The following is a 14,762-nucleotide window of genomic DNA, read 5'->3' as shown; positions in this document are numbered from 1 at the left end:
GCCTCATCGGCGTGCCGTGAGGAAGGCGGCGGCGACCCCGCAGACCAGGGCCGCCGCGGCGGCGGCCGCGTGCCGCCACATCGACGGCAGGTCGCGGGTGGGGTCCATGGGGGCGGGCGGCAGGCCGTACACCTCCGGCTCGTCCAGCAGGAGGAAGAACGCGCCGTTGCCGCGCACCCCGTCCTCGGGGTCCTCGCCGTAGAGGCGGGCGTCCTGGACGCCGTCGCGGTGCAGCGAGCGCAGACGCGCCTCGGCCCGTTCGAGCAGCTCGTCCACCGGCCCGAACTGGATGGACTCGGTCGGGCACGCCTTGGCGCAGGCCGGGACGAGCCCGTCGCCGAGGCGGTCGTAGCACAGCGTGCACTTGAACACCCGGCCGTCGTCCTCGCGCTTGTCGATCACCCCGTACGGGCAGGCCGAGACGCAGTAGCCGCAGCCGTTGCACACGTCCTCCTGGACGACGACCGTGCCGAACTCGGTGCGGAACAGCGAGCCGGTGGGGCAGACGTTCAGGCAGGCCGCGTCGGTGCAGTGTTTGCACACGTCGGAGGCCATCAGCCAGCGTAGGTCACCGGCCCCCTGGTCGCCGGAAGGCCGTCCGCCGGGGGCCTGCGGCGCGCGCACCGGCTTGCGCTGTTCGATGAAGGCGACGTGCCGCCAGGTGGACCCCGACAGCTGCCCGGTGTTGTCGAAGGACATGGCGGTGAGCTCGAAAGGCGCGTCCGCGGGAAGCCGGTTCCACTCCTTGCAGGCCACCTCGCACGCCTTGCACCCGATGCACAACGAGGTGTCGGTGAAGAAGCCCATCCGCGGCGGGTGCTCCGGGTAGCCGGTCTCCTCCTGGACCGCGGGCAGCCCGGCGGCCGGAGGCGCCGTCATCGCACGCCACCCTGGTGTGCGGGCTGGTCGATGCCGGCGCGGCGGCGGAAGGTCTCCACCAGGCGCGGGAGGCCGGGTCCGCGCGGCCGCCGTCCCGGCTGGATGTCGGCGGTGAGCACCTTGGTCTCCTGGATGTCGGCGTTCGGGTCCAGCACGATGGAGGTCAGCTCGTTCGCGGGGTCGCCGACGGCCAGGCCGTTCGGTCCCCAGTGGTAGGGCAGGCCGATCTGGTGGACGACCCGGCCGTCCAGGTGCAACGACGGCATCCGGTCGGTGACCATGACCCTGGCCTCGATGGCGCCGCGCGCGCTGATGACGGTGGCCCAGCCGCCGTGCTCCAGCAGGCGCTCCTCGGCCAGCTCCGGCGACACCTCGCAGAACATCTGCGGCTGGAGCTCCGACAGGTACGGCACCCAGCGGCTCATGCCCCCGGCGGTGAAGTGCTCGGTCAGCCGGTAGGTGGTGACCACGTACGGGTAGACCTCGCTGCCGGGCGGGTGGTAGCGGTTGCCGGGCCGGTCGTAGGTCAGCCGGGCCGGGTTGCCGCGCTGCGCGGGGTGCAGCAGGTTCTCCGACGGGGTGTCCTGCGGCTCGTAGTGGGTCGGCAGCGGGCCGTCCATCAGCCCGGCGGGCGCGAACAGCCAGCCCTTCCCGTCGCCCTGCATGATGAACGGGTCGATGCCCGACAGCGCGTCCACGCCCTCGGCGTCCTCGGGCGGCCGGTGGTCAGGGGGCCGGTCCTCGACGAAGTCCGGCACGTCGTGCCCGGTCCACCTGCCGAGTGAGGCGTCCCACCACACGTACGCCTTGCGCGGGCTCCACGGGGCGCCCTCCGGGTCGGCCGACGCGCGGTTGTACAGGATGCGCCGGTTGAGCGGCCAGGCCCAGCCCCATTCGCGGGAGGTCCAGCTCTGCTCGGTGTGCGGCCTGCGGCGCGCCGCCTGGTTGACGCCGTCGGCGTACACCCCGCAGTAGATCCAGCAGCCGCACCGCGTCGAGCCGTCGTCGCGCAGCTCGGTGTAGCCCGACAGGAGCCGCCCGTCGGGGCCGTACCCGTTGATCTCCTGGAGCACGGCGGCGGCGCTCGGCTCGGCGAGCGGGCCCTCGACCGGGTAGTCCCAGGCCAGGTCGAGGAACGCGCGGTCGCCCGGCTCGTCCGAGCCGGCCAGCCGCTCCTTGACCATCCGGCCCAGGTGGTAGGTGAACCACAGGTCGCTGCGGCGGTCGCCCGCGGGTTCGACGGCCGTGTCGTGCCACTGGAGCAGGCGGTTGGTGTTGGTGAAGGTGCCGCTCTTCTCGGTGTGCGCGGCGGCGGGGAAGAAGAACACCTCGGTGGCGATCTCCTCGGTGCGCAGCTCGCCGCTCTGCACCTCGCGGCCGTCCTTCCACCAGGTCGCCGACTCGATGAGCGAGAAGTCGCGCACGACCAGCCACTCCAGGTTCGCCATCCCGAGGCGCTGCAGGCGGGCGTTGGCCGACCCCACCGCCGGGTTCTGCCCGAACAGGAAGTAGCCCTTGCAGACGCCGTCGAGCTGGGCCATCGTCGTGTCGTAGGTGCTGTGCGAGCCGGTCAGCCGGGGCAGATGGCCGAAGCAGAAGTCGTTGTCGGGCCTCGCCGCATCCCCGTAGTAGGCCTTGAGCAGGCTGACGACGTAGTTGCGCGCGTCGGCCCAGAACCCTTTCTGCGTGCTGATCACCTCGACGAAGGTGTCCAGGTCCTCGTCGCTGTGCGCGTACGGCATCGGGATGTAGCCGGGCAGCAGGTTGTACAGGGTCGGGATGTCGCTGGACCCCTGGATGCTGGCGTGGCCGCGCAGCGCCATGATGCCGCCGCCCGGCCGCCCGATGTTGCCGAGCAGCAACTGCAGGATGCTCGCCGCCCGGATGTACTGCGTGCCCACGGTGTGCTGGGTCCAGCCGACCGCGTAGGCGAACGCGCTGGTGCGCTCGCGCCCGGAGTTGGCGGTCAGCGCGTCGCAGACCCGGTGGAACAGCTTCGGCGGGATGCCGCACGTCCGGTGGACGAACTCCGGGGTGTAGCGGGCGAAGTGGCGCTTGAGGATCTGGTACACGCAGCGCGGGTCGGTGAGCGTCTCGTCGCACTGCGGGTGCGCGCTGACCGGGGCGCCGCCCGAGCCGTGCGCCTCGCTGCGGCCGGGAACGTGGTACTCCTCAAGGCGCAGCCGCCGCCCCGACGCGGCCTTCACCGCTGGCCCCTTGTACTGCCAGGTCGCGACGTCGTAGGTGCGGGTACCGGGGTCCCAGCCGGAGAACACCCCGTCCAGGTCCTCGGTGTCGGCGTAGTCGTCGGTGACGATGCTCGACGCGTTGGTGTAGTTGAGGACGTACTCGCGGAAGTCCTTGCCCTCCTGGAGCACGTGGTTGATGATCCCGCCGAGGAAGGCGATGTCGGAACCGGGGCGGATCGGCACGTACAGGTCGGCCATCGCGCTGGTCCGGCTGAAGCGCGGGTCCACGTGGATGATCGTGGCGCCGCGCAGCTTGGCCTCCATCACCCACTGGAAGCCCACCGGGTGCGCCTCGGCGAAGTTGGAGCCCTCGATGATGATGCAGTCGGAGAACTGGAGGTCCTGCAGGAAGGTCGTGGAACCGCCCCGGCCGAAGGAGGTGCCGAGCCCGGTGACCGTGGAGCTGTGACAGACCCGCGCCTGGTTCTCCACCTGGATCACGCCGAGCCCGGTCATCAGCTTCTTGATGAGGTAGTTCTCCTCGTTGTCCAGCGTCGCGCCGCCCAGGGTGGCGATGCCGAGGGTCCTGGCGACGCGTCTGCCGTCGCACTCCTCCTGCCAGGTCTCGCGCCGGGTGCGCACCACCCGGTCGGCCACCATGGTCATGGCCGTGTCCAGGTCGAGTTGCTCCCACTCGGTGCCGTGGGGCCTGCGGTACAGCACCGCGTGCTCGCGCCCCGGGCCGGTCGTGAGCTGGAGGGAGGCCGACCCCTTCGGGCACAGCCTGCCGCGACTGACCGGAGAGTCGGGGTCTCCCTCGATCTGCACGACCTTGCCCCCGGAGACGTACACGTTCTGGGCGCAGCCCACCGCGCAGTAGGGGCAGACCGACTTCACCACGCGGTCGGCGGTGGCGACGCGGGCGCGCAGCGCGTCGGTGCGGGGCGAGCGGGCCGCCGCTCCGAGGCCGCCGCGGTCGGGGCCGGTGAGCTGCCGCAGCACCGGCCACCTGCCCAGGAACCCGCTCATGCCCATACAGCCCCCCGCTCGATGTCACCGCCGGGGGGCGCGTGCGCTTCCTGCCGGTACCTGCCCCTGTGCGGAGAGCTCCAATCGCACGGGTCCCGTACGGGCTCACCGGCCGGCCGCAGGCGTCGCGGGTCGTCGCGGACGCGCCACGTCCCGCCGGCGTCGCGGTGGGCGTGGTGGCACCGCATCCCACTCCTGCCCCGGCAGGACGCCGGCGTTCGGGCTGGTCAGGACGCCTACGGGCCGCCGATCTCGTACGGGCTCTCCCCGGAGGCGATCGCGGACAGCATCGCGGCCAGGTACCGCTGGGTGGCGGCGTGCAGGCCGTGCCCGAAGCTCACCCGGGCGACGCCCAGGGCGGCCAGCTCCGCGAGGGAGGGGACGCCCGGGCGGAACAGCACGTTGACCGGCCCGCCCACCTCGGCGACCAGCGTCTTGATCACCTCGGGGCCGGCGACGCCGATCGGGTACACGCAGTCGGCTCCCGCCCGCAGGTAGCGGCGCCCGCGCTCCACGGCGTCGGCGAGCCGCCGGTCGGTGGTCCCCTCGTCGCGCGGGTCCGCGGCCCCCGCACCGTGGGAGGTCCCCGCGCCGCGCAGGTACGTGTCCACCCGCGCGTTGATCACCAGGTCGGCTCCCGCCCCCGCGGCGGCGGCCCGCACCTCCGCCAGGAAGCCGGCGTGCTCATCGGGATCGACCAGCGTGCCGGTGCCCGGGTCGGAGTCCTCCAGGTTGAGACCGGCCGCCCCCGTCGCGACCAGCCGCTCGACCAGTTCGGCGGGCGCGAGCCCGTACCCCCGTTCCAGGTCGGCGGTGACCGGCACCGGCACCGCGCGAGCGATGCGGGCGACCGCGTCCAGCATCGCGCCGGCCGGCGCCTCCTCACCGTCCGCGTAGCCGAGGACGGGCGCCACCGCCGCGCTGCCGGTGGCCACGGCGGGGAAGCCCGCCTCCACCACGGCGCGCGCCGAGGCGGCGTCCCAGACGTTCGGCAGCACCAGCGGCCGTCCGGGCACGTGCAGCGCCCGCAGCTCCGCCGCCTTGGGAGAGGTCATCAGTGCGCGGAGGGGTGGTAGTTCCCGGGGACCAGCCGCGAGGTGACGCCGATGCGGTTCCAGGCGTTGATCATGATGATCGCCCAGATGAGCTTGGACAGCTCCTCCTCGCCGAACTGCTCCGCGGCCCGGGCGTAGACCTCGTCGCCCACTCCGCTCTGCGGCAGCAGGGTGATCGCCTCGGTCAGCTCCAGCGCGGCGCGCTCGCGGTCGGTGAAGAACGGCGTCTCGTGCCAGACCGTTAGGGCGTAGATGCGCTGCTCCCGCTCACCCGCGGCCCGCGCGTCGATGGTGTGCATGTCGACGCAGAAAGCGCAGCCGTTGATCTGGGAGGCGCGAATGCGCACCAGTTCGAGCAGCGGGGCCTCCAGGCCGCTGCCGGCGACCACGCCGTCCAGCTCGCCGAGGGCCCTGTACATCTCGGCGGTGTGCTTCTTCAAGTTGACACGGGGCTGCGGCCGCGTGCCGGCGGGGGCGCCCGTGGTGTTCGTCGTCGTCATGAAATCCATGGTAGAAGCCCAGTGGACCGGCGGTAAGATCCAGTGTTGTGTCAGGAGATTGGGCCACTTTCGGAGTCGACCTGCTCGTCGAGATGGACGCCGTCGCCGGTCGGCGCACCGGCCTCGAGCACGCGCTGCGCGACGCGATCCGCGACGGCCGGCTCGCGCCGGGCACCCGCCTGCCGTCCAGCCGGGCGCTGGCCGCCGAGACCGGGCTCTCGCGCGGCACGGTGAGCGCCGCCTACGACCAGCTCATCGCCGAGGGCTACCTGACGGCCCGCCACGGCTCGGGCACCTCGGTCGCCGACGTCGCCCCGCAGCGCGCGGGCGCGCCGCTCGCCGGCGGGGATTCCCCGGCGCCCAGGTTCGACCTGCGGCCCGGCAGCCCCGACGTGACCACGTTCCCCTCGGCGGCGTGGCTGCGCGCCACCCGGCGGGTGCTGGCGACCGTGCCGGCCACCGTGCACGGCTACGGGGCGCCGGGCGGCACCGCCGCGCTGCGCACCGCGCTGGCCGGCTATCTCGGGCGCACGCGCGGCGTGCTCGCCGATCCCGACCGGATCATCATCACGACCGGGTACGTGCAGGCCCTCGCGCTGCTGGCCGGGGTGGTCGCCGCCGGCCGGCGGCCCACCATCGCGATGGAGGATCCGGCGCTGGCCTTCCACCGGGACATCGTGCGCCGGGCGGGCGCCGGCGTCCTGCCCCTGCCGGTCGACGGGCGCGGGGCGCGCACCGGCCTGCTGAGCACGGCGGCCTACGAGGGGGTGGGCGCGGTCGTGGTGACCCCCGCCCATCAGTTCCCGACCGGCACCACCCTGCACCCCGAACGCCGCCACGCCCTCGCGGACTGGGCGCGCAGCACCGGCGGCCTGATCATCGAGGACGACTACGACGGCGAGTTCCGCTACGACCGCCAGCCCGTCGGCGCCCTGCAGGGCATGGCCGCCGATCACGTCGCCTACCTCGGCACCGCCTCCAAGACCCTCGGTCCGGCGCTGCGCCTGGCCTGGATGGTCCTGCCCCCGCGCCTGGTCGGTCCGGTCACCGACGCCAAGCTGCACGCCGACCACCACACCGAGACCCTCGGCCAGCTCGTCCTGGCCGACCTGATCACCTCGCACGCCTACGACCGGCACGTGCGCGCCTGCCGGCTGCACTACCGCCGCCGCCGCGACCTGCTGCTGGCGCGCCTCGGCCCCGCGCGCGCCTCGTTCACCGACGGAGGCGGCATCGCTGCCGGCCTGAACGCGCTGATCCACCTGCCGCCCGGCGGCCCGGACGAAAGGGCCGTCCTCGCGGCGGCGGATGAGCGCGGCCTGGCCCTGGGCGGCCTGGCCGACTACTGGCACCGGGAGAGCCCCGGCCATCCGCAGGGCGTCATCGTCGGGTACGGGACACCGCCGGAGCATTCCTACGCCGCGGCCCTGGACGCCCTGGCCGAGGTCCTCGGGCCGAGGCCGGTCAGAGGGAGAAGGGCTCCACGGAGGTGACGGCGTGGACGGGGACGGGGCCGTAGATGTGCGGGAAGGCCTCCTGCGCGCCGGGAGGCACCTCCAGGCGGACCTCGCCGTCCAGCAGCGCCTCGTCGATGGTCAGCACGACGAGGGGGGCGGCCACCGCCGCGTAGAAGTTCCGGGCCACCCCGTCCAGCTGCGCCCGGTCGGCGCTGGCGTGGATGAACCCCTCCTGCTCGAGGGTGCGGCCGAGCGTGGACACGCGGTACTCACCGGCACGCACGGCGGCCTCCCAGTCGGCGGCCAGCGCCAGATGGAGGATCGTCACCGCACCGAGCCTAGAACACTCTCCGCAGGGCCCGCCACGCCCGTCCCCACGCATGCGGCGGGGCCGGGCGCGCCGTCGTGCGCGCCCGGCCCCGTCCGGGTGACCGGGAGTCCTTGGGCTACTTCTCCAGGGGGACGGCGCCGTTGACGGCCGTCTCGGGGGCGGCGGGGGCGCCGTTCAGGTTGGGCGGGGTGGCGCCGGACAGCAGGGAGCGGGCCAGGCCGAGGCCGGTGCCGCCGAGGGTCAGCGCCTTGGCCAGCAGCTCCTCGACGCCCTGGGCGCCGTTCAGGACGACCATGTGGTCGACGTTGCCGAACGCCTTGGAGCCGGCCTCGACGATCGCCGGCCAGTTCTCGGCGAGCTGCTGGGCGATGACGGCCTCCTGGTTCTCCGAGAGAGCCTGCGAGCGGGCCCTGATCGCCTCGGCCTCCGCCAGGCCCTTGGCCTTGGCCGCCTCGGCCTCGGCCAGGCCGCGCGCCTTGGCCGCCTCCGCCTCCGCCAGGCCGCGCGCCTGCGCGGCGGCCGCCTCGCCCTCACCGGTGGCGCGGGAGGCCGCGCCGGCCGCCTCGGCGCGCAGCCGCACCGACTCGGCCTCGGCGGCGGCGGCCTGCTTCACCTGGGACGCCTGCGCGACGGCGCGCAGCTCGGTCTCCCTGGCCTCGGCCTCGGCCTGGGCGATGCGGGCGTCGCGCTCGGCCTGGGAGAGGGTGACCGTCTCGTAGGCCTTGGCGTCGGCGGGCTTGCGGACCTGCGACTGGAGCCGCTGCTCGGCCAGGTTGGCCTCCAGCTCGGCGGCGCGGGTCTCCTGGACGACGACCTCCTGGCGGGCCGTGGCCTCCGACAGCGGGCCGGCCTGCCGGGCCTTGGCGGACGCCTGGTCGACCTCGGCCTGGTAGCCGGCCTGCTGGATCTGGGACTCGCGGATGGCCGCGGCCTTCTTGGCGGCGGCGACCTGCTCGGCCTCGGTGGCCTCCTGGTCGCGCTGGGCCTCGGCGATACGGGCGGAGGCGGCGACCTTGGCGGCGTGCGGCTTGCCGAGGTTGAGGATGTAGCCGGTCTCGTCGTCGATCTCCTGGATCTGCAGGGAGTCGACGACCAGGCCGAGCTTGCTCATCTCGTCGGCGGCGCTGCTGCGGGTCTCGCCGGTGAGCCGTTCGCGGTTGAGGATGAGGTCCTCGACGGTGAGGTTGCCGATGATCGAGCGCAGGTGGCCGGTGAACAGCTCGTGGATCGCCCCGCTCATGCTGTCCTGCTGGTCCAGGAAGCGGCGGGCGGCGTTGGCGATGGAGACGAAGTCGTCGCCGACCTTGTAGATGATCACGCCGCGTACCTGGACCGGGATGCCCTGCTGGGTCACGCAGTTGACCTGGAGGTTGGTGGCGCGGCTGTCGAGCCGCAGGCGGCGGGCGGTCTGGAAGCCCGGGATGACCGCCGCGCCCTTCCCCGTGATGATCTTGAAGCCCAGGCTGTCGGCCAGTTCGTTCCTCGTGTGGGCGCCGAGGCCGGAGATGATGAGCGCCTCGTTCGGCTCGGCGACCCGCCACACGGCCTTGAACAGCAGGACCAGGACGACGAACAGGACGACGATGCCGCCGGCCCAGAAGGCCAGCTCCGTACCGGTCATGTGTGTTGACCTCCGAGATGAGGGGGGTGGGAGAGTCAGACGATCGCGCGCGCCACGTAGACGGTGCGTGGTGGCGAGTACTCGACGACGATGATGATCGTTCCCACCGGGATCTCCTCTTCGGGCACGCTGGGATGGGCGTAGAAGGCCTCAACGCCCCCGCGTATCGGCACCAGCACCTCGCCCACAAGGCCCGGCCCGATCTTGCCGGTGACCCTGCCCTGTCTGCCCACCACGTGCAGCACACCCCGTCGTCATAAATCGACCCGCGAACGCGAACGTTACCCCGTTTGCCCCGTATCTTCATCGGCCGGCGAAAAGCCCCCTGGCATTTCGCGGCGACTCCGATTCGTCCGCGCGGATCGTCTTCGTCCGGCCCAACGAACCAGGTGTTCGCGGCGTTCCCCACATGAGGCACGATCACCATCAAAGCGGGATGCCGCGCCCGTAGGGCCCACGCAATGAACCCGAAAAGACTCGGCTCGCCGCCCGCGACATGCGCCTTGTTCCATTGCGCGCGGGGTGAGGATCGGCGGAATGACGGCTCATTTCCCTCCCGGCGGGCGATCCCCCGCGACCTCGGCCCGCGCGTCCGGAGGCGACCGGAGCGCCGGACCGTGGACGGGACGCGCGATCAGCCGCAGGGCGTTCCTAGACGGCGTCACGACGGCCGCCGCGTGCGCCGCCTTCGCCTCCCCCGCCGGCCCGGCGTCCGCCGGTACGCCCTTCGGCCCGGCCGGCGACCCGGGCGGACCTTCACCGTCCCCGGGGGATGGGACGCACCCGGGACACGGGCGCGCACGGCCGCACCCGGCCGCGCTGCAAGGGCTGCGAGGGGACACCCCGGACGCCACCGGCGTGGCCCGCGCCCTGCGCGACGGCAGGTTCTGGGAGCGCGTGGACGCGCCACGGCCGCCCGGGGAGAGCTACGACCTGGTCGTCGTCGGCGCCGGCATCAGCGGTGTCACCGCCGCCTACACCTGGGTGCGGCGCCACCCCGGGGCGCGGGTGCTCATCCTCGACGGCCACGACGACATCGGCGGGCACGCACGCCGCACCGAGTTCCACCCCGCCCGGCGGGCCGGACCGCTGGTCGCGCACGGCGGCGCCCGCGCGCTCTACGCCCCCTCCGCCTGGCCGCCGCAGGCGCGGGAGCTCCTGGCCGACCTCGGCGCCGAACCCGGCAGGTTACGCGCGCACGCCGAACCGGGCCTGTATCCAGGCCTCGGCATGCACGAAGGGGTCTTCTGCGACCGGGAGACCTACGGCGCCGGCGCCGACCGGCTGGTGGCCCTGGGCCCGGACAGGACGACCGCCGAGTGGGTCGCCGAGTTGCCGATCGCCGCGCAGGCCAGGAACGACCTGGTCATGCTCTACGACGACCCTCCCGACTGGTTCCCCGGCCTGTCCGGCGAGGACAAGAAGCGGCGGCTCGCCAGGCTGAGCTACACGGGCTTCCTGCGGGAGGTCTGCTGCGTCCACCCCGACGCCGTCGCGTTCTGCCGGACGATGCCCACCGCGACCCGGGCTCACGGCGCGGACGCGCTGGGCGCCATCGACGCCTGGGCCGCCGCGGACCGCCACGCCTATCCGGGTTTCGCCGGACTCGGGCCGGCCGGCTCGGTGCCCCCGCCCCGCGACCCGGCGCGGGCGGCCGGACGACGGGCGGGCGACGACGCCGAGGTGCCCTGCCTGCCCGAGGGCCCGCAGTCCCTGGTGCGCGCGATGGTCGGCCGCATGGTGCCGGGATTCGCGGGGACCACGGCGCTGGAGGACATCACCACCACGTGGTTCGACTACGGCGCGCTGGACCGGCCGTCCAACCGCGTGCGGGTGCGGCTGTCCAGCCCGGTGGTGCTGGTGCGCAACGACGGGGATCCCCACAGCGCCGCCTCGGTCACCGTGGGGTACTTCGACGGCCACCAGGTCTGCACGGTCCGGGCCGGCGCCGTGGTCATGGCCTGCTGGGCGGCGGCGATCCCGCACCTGGTGCGCGACCTGCCCGCCGCCCAGAGGGACGCGATGCGGCAGGCGGTGCGGATGCCGGTGGTGTGCGCCACGGCGCAACTGCGGGCATGGCACGCCTTCCGCGAGGCCGGCGTCCACCGCGTCCGGTTCACCGGGGCGTTCTGGGCCGCCGCCGAACTCGCCCCGCCGGTCGGCGCCGGTTCCTACCGGTTCCCGCGCCGCCCGGACGAGCCGATCACCGTCCACCTCGTGCACGCCCCGGCCCCGCCCGGCATGGCTCCGGCGCAGGCGGCGGAGGCCGGGCGCCGCGCACTGGCGCTCACGCCGTACGCGGCGCTGGAGTTCACCGTCAGGGAACAGCTCGCCCGCCTGCTCGGCCCGTTCGGCTTCGACGCCGCCCGGGACGTGGAGGGGCTCACGGTGAACCGGTGGGGGCACGGGTACGCCCGCGAGCACGCCCGGCCGTGGGACGCCTCCGCTCCCGGCGCGCCGCTCCCGGCGGACACGGCGCGGCGGCGCTTCGGGCGCATCGCGATGGCCGGCGCGGACACGGTGCCCGGCGGGGACGCCGGCGCGGCCGTCAGCGCGGCCCACCGCGCGGTACGCGACCTGTCGGACGCGGCCCTGGCATGAACCCGGAGGTGACCCCGGCACGAACCGGACGAGGTCAGCGTGAGGGCCGGGGGCGGCGGATGGCGGTGAAGGCCCACGACAGGTCCGGCTCCACGGCCCAGCGGAACAGGCGGCGCACCGGCGGCGTGCACAGCACGGTGGCCAGGACCACGCCGAACGCGGCCACCAGGGCGACGCCCCACGGGGTGCGCAGCCCCGCGTCGTACCTCTCCAGCACCTTCACCGCGAAGCCGTGCAGCAGGTACGCGTACATCGTGGCCGCGCCGAGCCCGGAGAACCAGGTGCGGCGCGCGGGCGTGACGGCCAGGAACGCGGCCACCAGCACCGCGCCCGCCGACAGCATCGCCAGCCGGATCACACTGCCCGTGAGGTCGTTCACGCCGATCTTGGCGTTGCTGTGCCGCCAGCGGATCCACTCGGTCGCGATGTCGGCGTGCACGGCGAACGCGACCACCAGCCCCGCCACCAGGAGCACGGCGCCGGCCACCCGCACCCACGGGCGCTTGAGGAGCTCCAGGTGCTCGGGACGGATCATCAGCCCCAGCACGTAGAAGGGCAGCAGGCCGAGCGTGCGGTTCATCGACAGCTCGTCGGGCAACTCGCTCATGCCGCCGAGCAGGGACAACCCCACCGCCACGGCGAGCGGCCGGCGGAGCTGCTGCCACACCGGGGTCGACAGCCGCCACATGAACAGCGACATCAGAAACCAGGTGAGGTAGTACGGGTCGAGCAGGCTGATGTCGAGCTTGCCGTACATGACCAGGCGCGGCAGCGAGTATGCGAGCTCGAAGATCACGTACGGCAGCGCGAGCTGGGTGATCAGCTTGCGCGCCTTGCCCGGCGAGAAGGTGAAGTTCCGCGACAGGTAGCCGCTCAGCGTGATGAACAGCGGCATGTGGAAGGTGTAGCCGAAGAAGTAGATGGCGTGCGCGGCCGGGACGTCCCGCAGGTCCTCGATGAGGTGCCCCATCACGACGAGGAGGATCGCCAGGTACTTGGCGTTGTCCAGGAACGGGTCCCGGGCGGCCCTGGCCGCGCGGACGGCGGTGGCCGGGGCGTCGGGCAGGGCCGGAACGGCGGGGGTGGCGGCGGTCACAGCCCACGCACCCTAACGAGACGGCCTGGGAACCCGTTGAACGGCGGATGACCCTTGGGCGAACAGTGCGACACCCCCCGGCCGTACAGGCCCGGTCGTCGTCACAGGAGTGGACGGTCCCGCCCGGCCGGCAGGTGGGCGGTGCAGGTGTGACCGCCCACCTGTGGCGCTCGGTCCGTGACGGACGTCGCGGCAGGAGATCGTCCCCTACCCGGGGTAGCGGGTAGGGGACGACAGGGAAGCCGGGCCCGCGTCGGGCATCGGTACGCCGAAACGACCGAACGGGCTCGGAGCTCCCGACAGAATGATCTTTGTTGTGGTCCGATCTCTCGCCGCGGCGATCACGGGAGGGCGGACACCGCGCGGCCGAAGCTCAGCTGCGCAGCGTCCACCGCTGGTTGGCCTGTCCGTTGCAGGCCCACAGGATGAGTTTCGTGCCGTTGGCGGTGCCGGCCGCGTTGGCGTCCAGGCACAGGCCGGACTGCACGCCGGTGATGGTGCCGTTGGAGTTGACGTTCCACTGCTGGTTGGCCTGGCCGTTGCAGTCCCAGATGATCACCTGGGTGCCGTTGGCGGTACCGCCCCCGTTGGCGTCCAGGCACTTGTTGCCGTACACCTGCAACTGCTTGCCCGAGGTGGAGGTGAACCGCTGGTTGGTGCCGCTCCCGCAGTCCCAGATCTGCACCTGGGTGCCGTTGGTGGTGCTGGAGTTCGGCACGTCGACGCACCGGCCCGACTGGCCGCCCACGATCTGGGAGCCCTGCTGCGGGTTGCCGCCGCCCGCCGGCGCGTAGCCCGCGGCGGTGATGTTGGCCTGGACGGCGTTCTCGGTGGCGGCGGTCGGATAGCCGGAGGTCAGCACGCCCTCGAAGAAGGTGCCGCGGCCGGAGACGCTGTTGTCGCCGCCGATGCCGAGCAGGATGGCGCCTTCCTTCTTCATCGGGTTGTAGCCGTTGGGGCGCCGTCCGTCGAAGTAGTTCGTCAGGCCGCCCGACTGCGCGTCGCCGCCCCGGATCGCCCAATGGTTCGGCTCGCCCTTGACCATGGCCGTGACGAAACGGTGGTTGATCGACGCGAGGGTGTTGTGGCCCGCGTTCACCCCGGAGAACAGCCCCCACTCCAGGTCGGCCATGATCCAGGGGCCGGCTCCGTCCCCGTAGCCCCACTGCTTGTCGGCGCCGAAGTAGACGGTCTCCATGATGGCAGGGGCGTCGGCCTGGCCGTCGGTCTGCGCGTTGCCGTAGTCGAAGCAGCACCACTGGTTGTAGTGCGTGCCGTCGACGACCGCGTAGATGCCCTCCGGCTGGTCGCCGGTCGCCACACCGTTGGTGTTGTTGTTGCGGTAGCCGGTGCCGGGCTCCACGCGGACGCCGTAGGCCTTCTGGCCGCCGATGGTGATCGGCGCGGCGGTCGCGTTCGCGAGGTTGTCCCATCCGCCCGCGGCCGGACCCTTCCAGTAGCCGGGGGGCGCCTGGGTGAGGCGGTTGTTGCGGCCGGACTGGTCGTAAAGGATGGTGATGAGGCAGGTCGTGCCGGAGCAGAACGAGTCCTGGGCGGCGGCGTCGACGACGCCGCCCGCGCTCTGGACGCCGATGTCGCGAGTGGTGTTGTCCGAGGCGCGCCTGACCTGGTACAGCGGGCCGTTGTAGGCGCCGTACAGCGCACGGGTCGTGCTGTGCGCCGCCACACACGGCGTACCGCCCGCGGCGTAGATGTCACACGGGCCGGTGGTGGCGGCCCGGGCCGTGCCACCGCCGACCAGGCAGACTGTGGCGAGCAACGCGCTCGCCCCGGTCGCGAGCGCCCTTCTCAGGCTTCCGAACAGCATCATGCCTTCTTCTCTCGATCAGGGATCATGGGACGGCACCGCCACAGCAGCCTGTTCAGGAATGTTAGCGTTAACATCCATCCCCGATCGAACCGATTCGCTGTTGACGGGATAGTGCGGAGTCAATGCACTGAGGGCCCCGGCGTCAAGAAGGCGGATCGAATCTCCCGGACGCC

Annotated in this window: 11 protein-coding genes; 2 read left to right on the top strand and 9 right to left on the bottom strand. The window is 72.9% G+C overall.

Features of this window, described 5'->3' with window-relative positions; translation table 11 throughout:
• Positions 1-3: 3 nt before the first annotated feature.
• The 4 genes from ABZU32_RS07275 to ABZU32_RS07260 all read right to left on the bottom strand — a co-directional run bounded on the left by ABZU32_RS07275 (position 4) and on the right by ABZU32_RS07260 (position 5,652).
• Complete coding sequence (locus ABZU32_RS07275; RefSeq protein ID WP_354918711.1) at positions 4-807, bottom strand: 4Fe-4S dicluster domain-containing protein; 804 nt, start codon at positions 805-807, stop codon at positions 4-6.
• Positions 808-875: 68 nt separating this feature from the next.
• Positions 876-4,103: a formate dehydrogenase gene (fdh, locus tag ABZU32_RS07270; protein WP_354918387.1), complete on the bottom strand. Its 3,228-nt coding sequence runs from the start codon at positions 4,101-4,103 to the stop codon at positions 876-878.
• Between the two features lie 230 nt (positions 4,104-4,333).
• The gene (locus ABZU32_RS07265) at positions 4,334-5,152 is read right to left on the bottom strand and encodes an isocitrate lyase/phosphoenolpyruvate mutase family protein (RefSeq protein WP_354918384.1); all 819 of its coding nucleotides are present in this window, start codon (positions 5,150-5,152) and stop codon (positions 4,334-4,336) included.
• A complete protein-coding gene (locus ABZU32_RS07260; protein WP_354918381.1) occupies positions 5,152-5,652 on the bottom strand; it encodes a carboxymuconolactone decarboxylase family protein in 501 nt (166 codons plus the stop codon). The genes ABZU32_RS07265 and ABZU32_RS07260 overlap by 1 nt, the downstream gene beginning before the upstream one ends.
• A gap of 47 nt (positions 5,653-5,699) precedes the next feature.
• Between ABZU32_RS07260 and ABZU32_RS07255 the strand changes: the two genes are divergently transcribed.
• Entirely contained in the window at positions 5,700-7,145 is a 1,446-nt protein-coding gene (locus tag ABZU32_RS07255; RefSeq protein ID WP_354918379.1) for a PLP-dependent aminotransferase family protein, read from the top strand.
• Here the strand turns inward: ABZU32_RS07255 and ABZU32_RS07250 are convergent.
• The 3 genes from ABZU32_RS07250 to ABZU32_RS07240 all read right to left on the bottom strand — a co-directional run bounded on the left by ABZU32_RS07250 (position 7,117) and on the right by ABZU32_RS07240 (position 9,306).
• Positions 7,117-7,437, bottom strand: a complete 321-nt coding sequence (locus ABZU32_RS07250; protein ID WP_354918376.1) for a DUF952 domain-containing protein — start codon at positions 7,435-7,437, stop codon at positions 7,117-7,119. The two genes, ABZU32_RS07255 and ABZU32_RS07250, sit on opposite strands and share 29 nt — an antisense overlap.
• 118 nt (positions 7,438-7,555) lie before the next feature.
• Positions 7,556-9,061: an SPFH domain-containing protein gene (locus tag ABZU32_RS07245; RefSeq protein ID WP_354918373.1), complete on the bottom strand. Its 1,506-nt coding sequence runs from the start codon at positions 9,059-9,061 to the stop codon at positions 7,556-7,558.
• 35 nt (positions 9,062-9,096) lie between these two features.
• Positions 9,097-9,306, bottom strand: a complete 210-nt coding sequence (locus ABZU32_RS07240) for a hypothetical protein (protein WP_354842634.1) — start codon at positions 9,304-9,306, stop codon at positions 9,097-9,099.
• 292 nt (positions 9,307-9,598) lie between these two features.
• Here ABZU32_RS07240 and ABZU32_RS07235 point away from each other — a divergent pair, with 292 nt between their 5' ends.
• Complete coding sequence (locus tag ABZU32_RS07235; RefSeq protein ID WP_354918370.1) at positions 9,599-11,662, top strand: NAD(P)-binding protein; 2,064 nt, start codon at positions 9,599-9,601, stop codon at positions 11,660-11,662.
• A 34-nt stretch (positions 11,663-11,696) separates the two neighbouring features.
• Here the strand turns inward: ABZU32_RS07235 and ABZU32_RS07230 are convergent, their stop codons facing one another.
• Both ABZU32_RS07230 and ABZU32_RS07225 read right to left on the bottom strand, forming a co-directional pair.
• On the bottom strand, positions 11,697-12,758 hold the full coding sequence (locus ABZU32_RS07230) for an acyltransferase family protein (protein ID WP_354918367.1): 1,062 nt from the start codon (positions 12,756-12,758) through the stop codon (positions 11,697-11,699).
• Between the two features lie 373 nt (positions 12,759-13,131).
• Positions 13,132-14,589, bottom strand: a complete 1,458-nt coding sequence (locus ABZU32_RS07225) for an arabinofuranosidase catalytic domain-containing protein (protein ID WP_354918364.1) — start codon at positions 14,587-14,589, stop codon at positions 13,132-13,134.
• Positions 14,590-14,762 lie beyond the last annotated feature (173 nt).

The organism is Sphaerisporangium sp. NPDC005288 (assembly GCF_040607475.1).
Taxonomy (GTDB): Bacteria; Actinomycetota; Actinomycetes; order Streptosporangiales; family Streptosporangiaceae; genus Sphaerisporangium; species Sphaerisporangium rhizosphaerae.
Note: the sequence above shows the minus strand (reverse complement) of the source record. Positions and strands in the feature narration are given on the sequence as shown.

What these genes read in the sequence shown, in the direction of transcription:
- ABZU32_RS07275 (WP_354918711.1), bottom strand. Translation starts at nt 807, where the DNA reads ATGGGCTTCTTCACCGACACCTCGTTGTGCATCGGGTGCAAGGCGTGC.
- fdh (WP_354918387.1), bottom strand. Translation starts at nt 4,103, where the DNA reads ATGGGCATGAGCGGGTTCCTGGGCAGGTGGCCGGTGCTGCGGCAGCTC.
- ABZU32_RS07265 (WP_354918384.1), bottom strand. Translation starts at nt 5,152, where the DNA reads ATGACCTCTCCCAAGGCGGCGGAGCTGCGGGCGCTGCACGTGCCCGGA.
- ABZU32_RS07225 (WP_354918364.1), bottom strand. Translation starts at nt 14,589, where the DNA reads ATGATGCTGTTCGGAAGCCTGAGAAGGGCGCTCGCGACCGGGGCGAGC.
- ABZU32_RS07245 (WP_354918373.1), bottom strand. Translation starts at nt 9,061, where the DNA reads ATGACCGGTACGGAGCTGGCCTTCTGGGCCGGCGGCATCGTCGTCCTG.
- ABZU32_RS07260 (WP_354918381.1), bottom strand. Translation starts at nt 5,652, where the DNA reads ATGACGACGACGAACACCACGGGCGCCCCCGCCGGCACGCGGCCGCAG.
- ABZU32_RS07235 (WP_354918370.1), top strand. Translation starts at nt 9,599, where the DNA reads ATGACGGCTCATTTCCCTCCCGGCGGGCGATCCCCCGCGACCTCGGCC.